General features: G+C 40.7%; 12 protein-coding genes. 4 read left to right on the forward strand and 8 right to left on the reverse strand.

The annotated features are described in order from the left end of the window. Positions 1 to 101 precede the first annotated feature (101 nt). A complete protein-coding gene (locus tag GTQ43_RS31695; protein ID WP_265276716.1) occupies positions 102 to 1,469 on the forward strand; it encodes an IS4 family transposase in 1,368 nt (455 codons plus the stop codon). A gap of 166 nt (positions 1,470 to 1,635) precedes the next feature. On the opposite strand, the gene GTQ43_RS31700 is transcribed toward GTQ43_RS31695, so the two are convergent. Beyond that, positions 1,636 to 1,884, reverse strand: a complete 249-nt coding sequence (locus tag GTQ43_RS31700) for a hypothetical protein (RefSeq protein WP_265276717.1) — start codon at positions 1,882 to 1,884, stop codon at positions 1,636 to 1,638. 196 nt (positions 1,885 to 2,080) lie between these two features. After that, entirely contained in the window at positions 2,081 to 2,974 is an 894-nt protein-coding gene (locus GTQ43_RS31705; protein WP_265276718.1) for a tyrosine-type recombinase/integrase, read from the reverse strand. 87 nt (positions 2,975 to 3,061) lie between these two features. On the opposite strand from GTQ43_RS31705, the gene GTQ43_RS41880 reads away from it, so the two are divergent. Genes GTQ43_RS41880 through GTQ43_RS31715 form a run of 3 tightly spaced genes read left to right on the forward strand, consistent with a single transcriptional unit; the run spans position 3,062 to position 6,530 of the window. Further along, a complete protein-coding gene (locus GTQ43_RS41880) occupies positions 3,062 to 3,322 on the forward strand; it encodes a helix-turn-helix domain-containing protein (RefSeq protein ID WP_414859162.1) in 261 nt (86 codons plus the stop codon). A gap of 53 nt (positions 3,323 to 3,375) precedes the next feature. After that, a complete protein-coding gene (locus GTQ43_RS41885) occupies positions 3,376 to 3,528 on the forward strand; it encodes a zinc ribbon domain-containing protein (RefSeq protein WP_260446077.1) in 153 nt (50 codons plus the stop codon). Positions 3,529 to 3,551: 23 nt separating this feature from the next. Then, positions 3,552 to 6,530, forward strand: coding sequence for a Tn3 family transposase (locus GTQ43_RS31715; RefSeq protein ID WP_265276720.1), 2,979 nt, complete (start codon positions 3,552 to 3,554; stop codon positions 6,528 to 6,530). Between the two features lie 238 nt (positions 6,531 to 6,768). On the opposite strand, the gene GTQ43_RS31720 is transcribed toward GTQ43_RS31715, so the two are convergent. From GTQ43_RS31720 to GTQ43_RS31745, 6 genes are all read right to left on the reverse strand, one after another. Next, positions 6,769 to 7,062, reverse strand: a complete 294-nt coding sequence (locus tag GTQ43_RS31720; protein ID WP_265276722.1) for a hypothetical protein — start codon at positions 7,060 to 7,062, stop codon at positions 6,769 to 6,771. A gap of 279 nt (positions 7,063 to 7,341) precedes the next feature. Further along, positions 7,342 to 9,561 carry a CHASE2 domain-containing protein gene (locus GTQ43_RS31725; protein ID WP_265276723.1) on the reverse strand — a complete coding sequence of 740 codons (2,220 nt, stop codon included), beginning with the start codon at positions 9,559 to 9,561 and terminating at the stop codon, positions 7,342 to 7,344. A 172-nt stretch (positions 9,562 to 9,733) separates the two neighbouring features. Continuing rightward, positions 9,734 to 10,483: a DUF928 domain-containing protein gene (locus GTQ43_RS31730; RefSeq protein ID WP_265276724.1), complete on the reverse strand. Its 750-nt coding sequence runs from the start codon at positions 10,481 to 10,483 to the stop codon at positions 9,734 to 9,736. Positions 10,484 to 10,872: 389 nt separating this feature from the next. After that, the gene (locus tag GTQ43_RS31735; RefSeq protein ID WP_265277038.1) at positions 10,873 to 11,004 is read right to left on the reverse strand and encodes a hypothetical protein; all 132 of its coding nucleotides are present in this window, start codon (positions 11,002 to 11,004) and stop codon (positions 10,873 to 10,875) included. Between the two features lie 206 nt (positions 11,005 to 11,210). Further along, the gene (locus tag GTQ43_RS31740) at positions 11,211 to 13,487 is read right to left on the reverse strand and encodes a CHAT domain-containing protein (RefSeq protein ID WP_321162537.1); all 2,277 of its coding nucleotides are present in this window, start codon (positions 13,485 to 13,487) and stop codon (positions 11,211 to 11,213) included. Positions 13,488 to 13,507: 20 nt separating this feature from the next. Continuing rightward, on the reverse strand, positions 13,508 to 13,831 hold the full coding sequence (locus GTQ43_RS31745) for a hypothetical protein (protein WP_265276725.1): 324 nt from the start codon (positions 13,829 to 13,831) through the stop codon (positions 13,508 to 13,510). Positions 13,832 to 13,975 lie beyond the last annotated feature (144 nt).

A 13,975-nucleotide genomic window follows, 5' to 3' on the forward strand; every position in this document is an offset into this window, starting at 1 on the left:
GATGATGCGCGGGCTGTCCAAAAAATTTTTAGGTAGGAAAAGCTTACTCGTTCATGAAATACTTTCTTTGAGACGAGTAAGCAAACATCATAAATACTACTGTGACACTGCGAGTACAAATCCTCAAGGATAGATTTAATCAAAGTTTGGGATTACCTTTCAAAGAACTGTTACCAGCAAGTGTAATTGAAAAAGCACTTCATGAGCTAAATATTAGATATTATCGGCGATTATTCGACCCAATAGTAACGCTTTGGGCGTTTTTATCTCAGGTTTTGGATACTGATAAAAGTTGCCATAATGCAGTGAGTAAAGTTATTGCTTATTTGGCAGCACAAGGGGTAGAAATTCCATCAACTGACACAAGTGCTTATTGTCAAGCGCGGTCTAGATTACCAGAAAAGTTTTTAGAAAAACTTTTTAGTCAGGTTGGACAAAGGTTAGAAGAAAAGGTAGGGACAGAACATTTATGGTGTGGTCGAAATGTCATGGTAATAGATGGGTCAACTGTCTCCATGCCTGACACTATTGAGAACCAGGAAGAATACCCTCAGCCAAAGACTCAAAAGCCTGGATGTGGATTCCCAATTGCGAAAATTGGTGTAATCTTCAGTTTAGCTACTGGAGGCGCTGTTGCTCTATGTATCAATGTTCTGAACACTCATGATATTAAATTAGCTCGTCAATTATATCAGTTTCTTAATCCCTTCGATATCCTTTTAGGGGATAGAGCTTTTTGCGCTTACGCTGATCTGGTTGCTATAAAAAAAATCAATTGTGATGCTGTATTTCGGAAACATCAAGCTCGAAAAACTTCCATGCGAAAAGGTAAAATTGTTGGAGACTGTGACAAGTTAGTTACTTGGTATAAGCCTACTAATTGTCCAAAAGGATTAAATAAAGATGAGTTTAATGCTCTACCTCCTTCTATAACTGTGCGAGAGATTTACTATTGCATTGTTATTCCTGGTTTTCGTACAGAAAGAGTTAGCTTAATCACTACTTTATTAGATAAAGTAACTTATTCAACTCTAGATATTGTTGGGCTTTACGGTCAAAGGTGGGATGTTGAGCTAAATTTAAGACATCTCAAAACTACCTTGGATATGGATGTTTTACGCTGTAAAACTCCTTCAATGGTACGCAAAGAAATTTACGTTTATTTACTTGCCTACAATCTACTGCGTAGTTTAATGTGGTCGGCAGGTACTACTTATGGTACTCCCCCGTTACGCCTGTCACTGCAAGGTACTCGCCATCATTTAAATAACTTTATTCCCGAATTATTAGCCGCAACTTCAACAAAACGTCTTAAAATTTATCGTACTTTACTCAAAGTTATTGCTCACAAGGCTGTTCCTGACCGTCCTGCTAGAAATGAACCACGAGTCCGTAAACGCCGCCCGAAAGCTTATCCCTTAATGACCAAACCCCGACACGAATTACGAAATCTTTTGCAAACTGCTTAAACCATAAGTGTTTCGGCTTTTCTTAGTGCCATTCGATTCTGACAGTTTTTCAGGAGAGAGCGAATCTATTGACAACCCTGTCTCTATAACAATATTTGATAAATGATAAATTGATTTACATCCATCATCGGTACAAAATACTAAGCAATTATTCCTAACGTAAATATCAGTAATTTTCATTGTATAAATCCATGCTTTGATTAGCTGATTGTACAAAATTCCCTTTTTGTCTTTGGTCTTCAAAAATCTTTTTTATTTCTTCCGAGTTAGGGTCTGCGCCTAACACCGCTATTATCGGTTCAGGCTCGTATTCGCTAGGCGATGAGGTATCTAGGTGCATAAAGCCATCTTCTTCTGTCCATCCATCCAGACGGCGTTCAGCTTGTTGAATAATTTGTCTTTCGTTAAAGTTCATAATTCCTAATTCCCTTTTCGTCACTTGAGGGATAATCTTGTTTTATTGTTTTTCAGTGCGATGGCTAATGCTTTGTCTGAGTGGTTGATTACCCTAATTTTATTGGTGCAGAGTAGTATGTATTCCCTGCACCAACATGGTACGTTTTTACAAAAGTATTTTTTTATTATCACACTTAGTGAGTTATATGCTGAAATTATTCAGAAAAATTCGGTAGGTTTTTTAACGCCAATTGTGCCACAACTTCTGCACGTTGTGACGTTACTTTCTGATACCGTAATGTTGTCTGAATGCTTTCATGCCCCATGAGCGCCCTGAGTTCTTCAATCCCCATTAATCCCACTCGCTCTGTAGCAAAAGTGTGCCGTAGGTCATGAATACGAATTTCTTGGAGTTCAGGACTATCTCTGATGAGCTTAATCCAGGATTTATGCGCCATGCGGTAAGAAAGCCGGGATACTTCCAAAGTCTTTGGCTGTTGAGCAGTAAACAGGGCTGGATGCTTAGGATGTCTATAATATTCAATGTAGTTATTTAGACTCTTGAGTGCTACTTCACTGTAAAAACACCACCGTTGCTTGTTGCCTTTGCCAACAACCTGAAATTTCCGGGCTTTGAGGTCTATGTCATCTAAATTTAGAGCCAGTACCTCAGCAATCCTAGCGCCACTGGTATGCAACAAACGCACCAATGCAGACAAACGAACATCTTTTTTGATGACACCATACAGGATACTTAATTGGTATGGAGTAAGGTAACGCACAGTCTCATCAGTAGCGTGTTCTCCTTGTTCTCGACTAGGTTTGCGTCTTGTGAGACCCGCAACCGGATTGGATTTGAGATATCCCATATCAACAGCAAAACTGAACAAAGCCGTGATTACAGCTTGATGACGGTGGTGGGTCGTATAGGAAACATCAGTTAAATGATTGAGATATTCCATCAAAACTTGTCTGTCGATGATTTCTATTGACCATCGACCGTACTCCTTGAGCAAGGGGATAATCGTAGACTGATATGAACGCAGAGTACTTTTGGCTAGTCCTGGACGTTCTAAAAACTTGGTGGCTAAAGCTGCTAAAGTCATCATTACTTTAGAAGAGCTTTTTACAATTTATTTGAATAAAGGTTTAGATATTAACTTATCATTAACAAATATATTTTCAGATATATTTTAATGATTGTAACAGAACATTCAACGCGACCATTGGGAGATGAAGGGCTTGCTAATTACGTCCAGAGATTGCGAGGTCAGCTTTCTTTAACCCAAAAAGAATTGAGTTTCAAAGCGGGAATACATATCCAGACCATCCGCAAAATTGAGGGTGGACAAACGAATAGACTCAATCAAAAGGCTAAAGGTGGTCTAGCTGCGGCGTTGGGAATACCACCGGAGTACCTAGATGCGGCAGCGAAGAAAGTCTCCCAGAAACAATAACTACGTTAAAATTTTGTCCTAAATGTTGGACTCCAGGAACTACCCCTGACCAAATGTGGACAGACTTACGGTCGAAGTATTGCTTTGCTTGTGGTACAGCTTTACGGAATCGCTGTGTTAGTTGCAATGAACCAATTATGTCATTGAAATTTAAATTCTGCCCTTACTGTGGCGCGAATTATAAACAAAATCAAACTACTTCTTAAAAACTGAATATCCAGGTATCTAATTGGCAACGCGCGAACTTTTATCTCCGACACAACGACTTCAATTTACTGAAATCCCCGATTCTATCACGACAAGAGATATAGCTCGCTACTATACTTTTAGTAATGACGAACTCAAAGTTATCAAAGAGCGTCGTAGACCACACAATCGTCTTGGGTTCGCCGTACAGTTATCTTACCTACGCTTCCCCGGTCGTGTTTGGAGTCTAGGAGAAATAGTACCAGAATCTGTACTGTTTTATATTGCATCTCAATTAAAACTTGACCCGACAATCATTACCGAATATTCCCAAAGGGATACAACTCGACGCGAACATCTGGCAGAAATTCAAAATAATTTCGGATTTCATACTTTTAATATATCTACATACAAGCAATTCTCAAAATGGTTATTACCTTTTGCAATATCGTCAGATAAAGGGATGGCACTTGTGGGAGCGTTGATTGATGAGATGCGCTTGCGCCAAATTATTATTCCAGCTATTTCTACGGTAGAACGTTTAGCCTGGGAGGTCAGACATCGCGCTCAAAAATTAGTATGTCTTGAGTTGACTAAAAGTTTGACAACATTACAAAAGACGGCGCTAGACAAGTTATTAATTGTAGAGCCTGATAAAAAACTGACTGATTTAATTTGGCTACGTCAACCACCAGGTCAGGCTAATCCAAGAAACTTTTTAAAGGTGGTGGAACGACTGGAGTTTATTCGTCATCTCAATCTCGACTCTGGATGCTTGAAACGAGTACACCAAAATCGTCTGCTGCAATTTACTCGAACTGGCGCGAAGTCTACACCTGCTCACCTATCTAGGTTGGATGAATTGAGACGCTATGCTATTTTAGTTGCTTTTCTCATTGAATGGAGTGCTTCATTAGTCGATTATGCTATTGGAATGCACGATAAAATGATGGGTAAATTGTTTAATAAAAGTGAGCATCAGCACGGCGATAAGTTTCAACGCGATGGCAAAGCAATTAATGAAAAAGTCCGATTGTATGCTCAAGTGGGCAAGGCATTAATTGCAGCTAGAGATGAGTCAAATGATGCCTATCAAGCCATTGAATCTGTATTGGATTGGGAGAAATTTATCAGTAGTGTTGCCGAAGCGGAAAAGCTAGCCAGACCCGTAGATTTTGATTATCTTGAACTGCTTGATAACCGTTATTCACAGTTACGACGGTATACGCCTAAATTGTTGGAGACCTTTGAATTTAAAGCTACATCTGCCAGTTTCGCAGTGATAAAAGCTTTGGATGTCATTAAAGAATTAAATATATCAGGTGGTCGAAAAGTGCCGGAATCTGCGGACACTAGTTTCGTTAAACCTCGTTGGTCAAAACACGTAATTAAGGGCGATACTATTGACCGTCACTACTATGAGATGTGTGCTTTAGCTGAGTTACGTAGTGGTTTGCGTTCTGGGGATATTTGGGTAGCAGGCTCGAAGCAGTTCCAAGATTTTGAGGATTATCTATTAGCAGATAACGCATGGCAATCAATGTGTTCTTCTCAAACGATACCTGTGGCAGTAACGACAGATTTCACTACTTATATTGAACAACGCTCACTTGAATTGTCTGAACAATTAGCGCTTGTTTCTTCTTTAATGGCAGAAAAGAAACTGGTTGATGTCAGGATAGAGAACGAACAGTTAATTATCACTCCTCTTACCAATGCTGTCCCAAAGGAGGTTGATGGATTTAGCAGAACAGTTCATAGTTTACTGCCAAGAATTAAGTTGACTAATTTGTTAGTAGAAGTTGATTCTTGGACGCAATTTACGAAACATTTTACGCATTTACATTCAGGAGAACAAGTATCTGATAAAGTTGTTTTGTTAAGTGCCTTACTTGCTGATGGGATTAATTTAGGTTTAACACGAATGGCAGACGCAACTCAAGGGATGTCTTTTGAGCGTTTAGCTTGGGTGGCGGATTGGTATATTCGAGATGAAACTTATTCCAAAGCAATGGCTGAGGTGGTAAATTTCCATACACAAGTGCCTTTTGCTGCTTATTGGGGTGATGGAACAACATCTTCTTCTGATGGACAACGGTTTAAAGCGGCTGGACATCGTAGTTTTAATGAAGAGATCAATGCCAAATATGGTAAAGATAGAAGCGTGATTTTTTACACGCATATTTCTGACCAGTATGCCCCCTTTCACGTTAAGGTAATTAATGCCACGATTAGGGATGCAACCCACGTTTTAGATGGTTTGTTGTATCACGAGAGTGATTTACAGATTCAGGAGCATTATACGGATACAAGTGGCTATACCGAACATGTCTTCGCAATGTGCCATCTGCTGGGATTTAGATTTGCTCCTCGAATGCGCGATTTACCTGATAAGAAATTGTATACTTTTGAACCTAGTTCTCCTGATTCGCCTTTGGCACCTCTGCTAGGTGACAAGATTAATGTGAAATTGATTCAGGAATCTTGGGATGAGATTCTACGCCTTGCTAGTTCAATTCGGACGGGGACAGTGACTGCTTCTTTAATGTTAAGGAAATTGGCTTCTTATCCTCGGCAGAATCGTTTAGCTTTAGCTTTGCGGGAGTTAGGGAGAATTGAGCGGACTTTGTTTACTCTCTCCTGGTTGCAGAGTCCAGAACTGCGGCGACGGGCGACAGCAGGACTAAATAAGGGTGAGGCAAAACATACCCTGAAAAGAGCGGTGTTTTTTAATCGACTGGGGGAATTGCGCGATCGCTCTTATGAAGACCAGTTTTATCGGGCCAGTGGGTTGAATTTGGTGATTGCTGCGATCGTTCTTTGGAATACGGTGTACTTAGAAAAAGCCGTGGATTATTTGCAGGAACAAGGGATGAATATTCCTGAAGAACATTTGCAACATTTGTCACCGTTGGGTCGGGAGCATATCAATCTCACTGGTGATTATGTCTGGAATTTGAAACAGGCGACTAGTTTTGACCAGTTGCGTCCTTTGCGGGTTAAAGAAAATAAGTATCGCTAAAATGCTTATGTAATATAGGTTTCAGCCTTAGCGTACAATTTTCCCGTTTTGGCACGGTGATGCCTAATATCTATATCACCACCTTTACCCTTAGCCCCTTCCTGAACTGATGATGTTATACCAGTGAGTAACTCACCGTTTGAACCAGTCAGGATAATGTTATCAGCTTGTACCTTTAAATTACCCGCATTTCCATTTCCAAAAGTTCCTGATGATATCTCCGATTGTTCTTGTACATTTAATAGTTGCGTTCTGATGCTGATATTGCCTGCATTCCCTTTAGCTTCACTGCCAACCTGAGTTCTGATACCACTACTTCCACAACTTCTTTAACAATATCCTGTACACTAATTGCAATTAATTCATGCTCTGGCGGCTCTCCCTCAACTGTACCAGACCAAGTAAAAGCTAATAAAAAGTCATCGTCTCCAGGCAAGGATGCAATCAAACATTCCTCTGGTGTTGGCTGGCAAATAATTCCGTGATCGTTTGCAAGTTCTACTATTCTTTGAAATTTGTTTATGTTAGTCATTTGTCTTTGGGATCTAATTGAATCTCAGTTTTAGAAGAAATCATATTTTTAACTCCACAACTCAACTTAGTTGCTTCACACCATAAATTACGAATTACGAATTATTAAGGAGTTATTGGAGTTGGATCGGGCTTAAGTTCAGAATCTTACCGCGATCGCCTGATTTTATCAGCAACATTTGTTACTTTTTTAAAAAATCTCAACTACCTACTTTTTCGGTTTCCCCCATTTATATACACCTCTCTTTGTTAGCATTTCAATATGATTGATACTCTCATTTCACCCAAGCTGACGCAGTGTATTTAAAATTGCGATCGCTTTTGGCGGAACAGCTGTAAACCGAAGCAGATAAAGATGCTCATCAATATTAGATTGTTGGATCACCTTGGCATAGATATATTCTTCTTCTATGGACATTTCTGCTTCAATCAATAACTTGAGTTTGAGATTGCTCAAAAGATGTAAAGAATGTGGCGATTGCAGTTGCGCCCCTTTTTCTGAAAGGCTAATCAAGTTGCCAAAAAATACTGTTCCCACAGCATATTTCCCCTGTAAAATTGTGTATTCTACAGGTACTTCTTGATTGAGAATGACTATTTCTTCATCATCTTCAGGCAAGAATAAATTATATTTGCCGCCAATGCCACGAATTTCAGAAATTGTCACAGGATGCTTTATCCCTTTGGGTTCTATTTGTAGTTGTCCAGCAATTTGGAGGTCAATATTGGCATCTTTACAGGTATTTTCGGAAATTAAAATCTGTCCTCCCACTGTATAAGACTCAATTCGGGCAGCCAAATTAACATGGCTACCAATAACTGTATATTGGGCACGTTTTTGAGAGCCAACATTTCCTGCCACAGCCTCGCCTGTATTAATCCCAATTCCCATTTCGAGGATTGGAAAATTCATTTGCTGATTTTGTTTGTTCACTTGCTCCATTGCTAACTGCATGGCAATAGCACAGGCGATCGCTCGTTCGGAATCATCTTTGCGACTAATTGGCGCACCAAAGATCACAAAAATACCATCACCCATAAACTCATTAATTGTGCCTTTATACTGATTAATCACATCTGTCATTGTTCCCAAATAAAGATTCAAAATCTTTACTACTTCTTCCGGGGGCAATTGTTCAGAAATAGCTGAAAATCCTCTTAAATCAGATACAAGAACCGTAACTTTTCGGCGTTCTCCCCCTAGCTTTAAGCCAGAAGGAGTTTCGAGGATATTGGCAACAATTTCATCAGTGAGATAGCGACCGAGGGTTTTTCGCATCTCGGTAGCACTTTGAGCAATATACTGAGTGAGTGCGATCGCAGAACCTATAAATGCCAGCAATGAAGGTACAACAGGAATCCACCAACCAACAATAAACGCCAGAAAACTGCCACCAACTAAACTACCACCCGCCAGAAAAACACTAAAAATCAGGGTTTTCTGGTTACTACTGTGGCGTTGTAACCAATACAAGCTAGCACCAATAATTGACCAAATCAAAATCAATAGCCATTCTAGCGGGTCAGGGAAACATTTGATCGGTGGACGACCTTCTATTGCCGCACTTAAAATTTGACTAATGACATTAGCATGAATTGTTACACCCGCCATTCGTTCGGGGTCAGTCAATACATTACTGCTGTAAGGCGTATAGAATAAATCCTTTAAACTCTCGGCGGTAGCACCAATTAATACCACCTTGTCTCGCATTAAATCGCGTGGGATGCGGTTCTCTTGCACTTCGGTAAGCGAGACTTTAGTAAACTGCTGTACTCGTCCTCGGTAATTCAACAGTACTTGATAACTCCCGGCATCTGCTCGGACATAACCACCATCATTAGGTTCAAAAATCGGGAAAATACCCCGATTTAACTGCAAGTAATTAGAGTTATTAGCTGATGGCTTTGCGGTAATACCTTCAGGTTTCAAGTACAACAATGCTAGTTTTAACCCAAAGCTTTCTAGAATGTCGTTATTATTTAAATTTACATACAATAATGCTCGTCGAATTTTGCCATCTCCATCTATGGGTAAATCATTCGACCCAACTTGATGAAGTTTCTTGAGTTCTGGAGACGAATCAACCGCCGAACTATCAATAGTATCAGAGACTTTTTGGACTCCAATCAAATTAGGAGTAGATTTAAATATCTGAAGTAATTCTTGATGACCGGGATTGACAGGTAAATCACGATAAATATCTAAACCGATGGCTCTGGGTTTTTGCTGTTTGATTTTCTCTAACAAACTGGCAAGTTTTCCATCAGACATAGGCCACTGACCCTGCTTGCGGATATCTGCCTCATTAATCTCAACTATGACAATGCGAGTATCAGCCGACTCTTGTGGACGGAGGAGAAAAAATTGATCCAGTGCAGCTAATTCCAACAATTGCAGTAATCCAGTCAAGCGTATTGCAATGACCAGGGCTGTAATATTAGGAACAGCAAGTAAAACACCACGCCATTGCCAGATTCGCGGTTTCAGCTTTGCCCACATAATATTTAGTGCTGAGTGCTGAGTGCTGAGTGCTGAGTTGGGAGTTAGGAGTTAGGAGTTGGGAATTAGGAGTTGGGAATTAGGAGTTGGGAATTCTCCCCCAGCCCAATGCCCCTCAAGAGTGCTGTTAGCTATCCGCTAACGGAACTCGGAACTGTTTTGCCCTATACCCTTATTTCCTAGATGTGCAACAATCGATCAATGGTTCGGAAGCGATCGCACTCAAACCAACTGACTTGAAAAATTGTCTCCAATCCAGCCTTGCCTTAAAATTATTCGGTTCAGTCTGGCGTAGCTTCACCAAACTAGTCAGCGCTTCATGCCAAATCCCCGCTTCTGCATAGATGCTGGGAAACTTATGCAAATTTGCCTTTGTTAAGGCCTCCGACAAACCTAATTCTGGTTGAGTACGTTCCACCCAACCATCTACAGTAGGGTTTTCACTAGAGTCTTGAGTATCACAAGCAATTGTTAGATACCAGTGATAAGTTTTACCGACAGCGAGTGCAGGGGCAGTGTCAGGAAGTTTGAAGTTAATAATTCCAGGTTGATCTGGAAGTGTAAAAGATGTTTCATAAAATATGTTCTGGTCTTTATCCAAGAGCAGAAACTTGGCTGTTTTGACTGGAGATGGAGGTACATACCAGAAAAATGTTGGATGTTCAGCAAATGTCAACCCTAATTTATCTGGAGGGATTAAGGGAGTTATTAGTTTTTTACCTATTAGGCAAGAACTACCACGGGTAGAACCACCAGCACTTGCAGGAGGTTTTCCCCGCTGTGGCGGCTTAAATGTCTGACTAATTTGCCAAGTTTTATTGGGATGGTAGGACTGAGCCTGTACTTCTGCTGTTAAGGCAGAAAGCAAAGACAAAGGCAAGGAAAAGATTACAAAAAATATATATGGTTTAATCCATTTCATATTAAAAATGTCTGGGTGCTAGATTAGTCGGGTGAATAAATAAAGTATTCCCAAAAGCAGAGCCAGATTTTTCACTGAGAGCAGTTTTCATGTATTTGAACCACATCTGTCGCCAGGGCACAACATTGCTCATTGGTTTCAACTTAACGTGAAAGCAATTCTAGAACAGCAAAAGTTTGTTGCGCCATCTGCTGTTGTGGAAGTTCCACCCGATGATGAGCGTGATTCGATTTTCGGGTAGTGGTTAAATCGGGATGAAGTATTTCAAAGTGAGTCTGTGTCAGTCACGAACAATATAGAATTACAAACACCAGGTATTGACACGGAATCTCTTGACAATTCCCCAAACATTTACCCAGGAGGATCCTGAAGTCCTTGGATGGAAGGGGTTACGCTTGAACTTTTTGGCAAAATGTCTCTGATTCACTATCACTGGCATCACCACGGAGAACAGCTTGAGAAAAATGGTATAAACTACGAAAGACCATCTCTGTAGAAATCAGGTCTAATGGTTGATTCAATGCGTTGTTTACCGCCGCAGGCATCGCTACATCAATACATAAATGTAACAGATGTTTAAAAAGATGCAACAGTAAAAGGGATTGGGGACTGGGGATTAGGAACTGGGGACTGGCAAAAGTTAGAACTTATTCATCTACCTCAGAACTCCGTTCATTTACCTCAAAATACCTCGTGCCCAATGCCCCATACCCATACCCAATCCCCTTTATTTCCACTCACCTTGTAGAGTAAAAGCTGCCCAATAATAAGGTGCGGCATATTTTTGAGTGCGCCATATTTCTATTTGGGCTGTCCGCAATGCTGCTGCTGGCTTTAATTTTTCTTGCAGCATCTTTTTGTAAAATACCTTCATGAGTTCAGATGTTGCTTGATCGTCTATACTCCACAAGCTAACAACTACTCGCGGACTACCTGCATACATAAAACCTCTGGTTAATCCTACTAATCCTTCTCCCTTAACTTCCTCTCCCAGTCCAGTTTTACAAGCACTGAGTACCACTAGTTCTGCTTGCAGGTTGAGGTTGAAGATGTCGTGTAAGCGCAAAAAGCCATTTTGCGGCCTTCCCTGGTTGTCAAATAGCGACAACACGACTCCTGATAATTCTGGATGCTTGCTGTTGAGAATGCCATGAGTAGCGAAATGGATGATGCGATATTGACTCAAATTTTCGCTGCTAGCAGTGGTACGACTAGCGGTAAAATCAAAGGCTTGTTTGCGATCGCTAACAGGTACAAGAGAAAGAATTTGCTCGGCTTCTTGACGTGTAAACCGCAAACGCTGAAAGTTAACATCTGAGTCTTGAGCCGATCTGGTTAAGGCTTGGCTATCTAAGTTGCTTTCTGGCCCAGATGAGGGAGATACTTTGACTTTACCTTCAAGACGCTCATCATCACTACTAAAAATGGGATCTGCTAACACAACTAATGTCTTAGGGGCAGAAGATTTACGTTCTTTGTGTTCACGCCGGAGAATGGCTACTGTCGATGCTGAAGGTAGAGTAATGATTTCGTGGTTGAGCAATAATGGTTCATAGCTATTACTTCCAGGTGTAGCTAGGGCAGCAAATGGTACATATTCCAAAGCGCCATCGCTGGCGATCGCTAGCCGTTTCTTTCCCAATTGCTGGGCTACTGGTGCAAGTATAATCTGAGATAGAGCATCTATAGATGGGCTATTTCTGAGAAAAGGAGTAGTGATTTCTTGACGAAACTTTTGGACAGTAGCTTCAATGTCTGCACGCTTGGGTAGCTCATAACTGGTAATACTCTTATTGGTAACTGCCCAAAGATAACTGCGCTTTTCCCCAAGGGAATATTCTAGAAGTAGGGTGTTGTCATCGAGTACCTGCTGCTGAACCTGCGTAAGTGAGAGAGGCTGGGGTTGAATCAGTGCTGCATAACGCGGGCTGGTAGCACGGATTTGTGCTTGAATTTGTTGATATTGTTCCAGAACTGCTTCTATTTCTTTTTCTAAAGCTTGCACCTCTGCTTCAGTATGGTTAACACCTAATAGCTGTATTCGGCGTTTTTCTAAAGTATCAAGTTGTTGCTGCAAGTTGTGTTCTTGAGAAAGTAACTTTGGCTCCACACCTTGGCGAATATCAGCATTAGCTTCAGTAAGCAGTTCCAAAAGACTCCGGGCGCGGGCGCGTTCGCTGGTTTGCAGTGCCAGAGCATCATATCTTTGGGATGGATGCTGTTTGTGTAACTGCATCAGCAAATCGATGTAAAACTCATAATAATCTTGTACAGTGGCAAAATAGGAAGTGCGGAGTTCTTGAGAGTCAATTTTAGTACGAAGGTCTTCAATAATTTTGATGACTCTCTTGATCTGAGTTAAGGAAGCCTTAAAATCGCCGCTGTCGCGTTGGACAGAAGCGATGTTATACAAAGTCCGAGCTTCCCCCGCCTTGCTCCCCATCTGTATGTATAAAGGCAGACATTGATTGTAATAATCTAGCGCCTTTTGGTGTTCTCCTAAATTTGAGTAAACTTTACCAATATTGTTCAGATCAGTTGGGATACCTCTTTTGTCTCCCGCCTGTTGGTGTAGGGATAGGGATTGACTAAAGTATGAAAGTGCCTTTTGATTTTCTCCTAAATTTAAGTAGACTATGCCAATATTGTTTAGAGCAGTTGGGATACCTCTTTTGTCTCCCGCCTGTTGGTGTAGGGATAGGGATTGACTAAAGTATGAAAGTGCCTTTTGATTTTCTTGTAATTCCAAGTAGACTTTGCCTACATTATTGAGGGTAGTCGCTATCCCTGACTTGTTTTTGATCAGTCGGTGTAGAGACAGAGATTGGTTGTAGTATGAGAGTGCCTTTTGATTTTCTCCCAGGAAATAGTAGACAGAGCCAATATTATTGAGGGAAACACCTTCCGACTTTTTGTCTCCCACCTGCCGATATAAGGATAAAGCTTGGTTGTAGTATGAGAGTGCCTTTTGCTTTTCGCCTAACTCTGAGTAGATTTTAGCTATGTAAGAGAGGGTGTCAGCTTCTAAGGAGCGTAGTTTTTGCCCATCGGGGTATTACCTTGACGATATAGTTGAAGTGCTTGTTCAAATTTTGCGATCGCCTTTACCAGAGATTCTGCTGTTCCTTGCTGATAGAATTGCTTCCCTTCTTGATATGCAGTTTCCGCAGCAGCACGAGTTCCATCATTTGCTTGTGTCATCTGTGCAATATTTACTGAATACTGCCTAGCGGCTGCAACATTTGATTCTGAAAACAACAAAACACTGGTAAAAAGAATAATAGTGCGACCTCTTCGCAAGGGTAGAAATTGCCGTTGTGTGGATTCATATATTTTAAATTGAGTCATAATTTGCGATTTCTATAGCTTCTGAGATTTAGGATTCCCAAAATAAAACGAAGAAGTAACTTGAGTTCATCTAGTCTTGTGGCGATCGCAGTAATTGGTGAGTTAAACTGCGTCTGTTTAGGGAAAGTAGCATCACATTATACT

Source organism: Nostoc sp. KVJ3 (genome assembly GCF_026127265.1).
GTDB lineage: Bacteria > Cyanobacteriota > Cyanobacteriia > Cyanobacteriales > Nostocaceae > Nostoc.

What these genes read in the sequence shown, in the direction of transcription:
- GTQ43_RS31700 (WP_265276717.1), bottom strand. Translation starts at nt 1,884, where the DNA reads ATGAACTTTAACGAAAGACAAATTATTCAACAAGCTGAACGCCGTCTG.
- GTQ43_RS31705 (WP_265276718.1), bottom strand. Translation starts at nt 2,974, where the DNA reads ATGATGACTTTAGCAGCTTTAGCCACCAAGTTTTTAGAACGTCCAGGA.
- GTQ43_RS41880 (WP_414859162.1), top strand. Translation starts at nt 3,062, where the DNA reads ATGATTGTAACAGAACATTCAACGCGACCATTGGGAGATGAAGGGCTT.
- GTQ43_RS41885 (WP_260446077.1), top strand. Translation starts at nt 3,376, where the DNA reads ATGTGGACAGACTTACGGTCGAAGTATTGCTTTGCTTGTGGTACAGCT.
- GTQ43_RS31720 (WP_265276722.1), bottom strand. Translation starts at nt 7,062, where the DNA reads ATGACTAACATAAACAAATTTCAAAGAATAGTAGAACTTGCAAACGAT.
- GTQ43_RS31725 (WP_265276723.1), bottom strand. Translation starts at nt 9,561, where the DNA reads ATGTGGGCAAAGCTGAAACCGCGAATCTGGCAATGGCGTGGTGTTTTA.
- GTQ43_RS31730 (WP_265276724.1), bottom strand. Translation starts at nt 10,483, where the DNA reads ATGAAATGGATTAAACCATATATATTTTTTGTAATCTTTTCCTTGCCT.
- GTQ43_RS31745 (WP_265276725.1), bottom strand. Translation starts at nt 13,831, where the DNA reads ATGACTCAATTTAAAATATATGAATCCACACAACGGCAATTTCTACCC.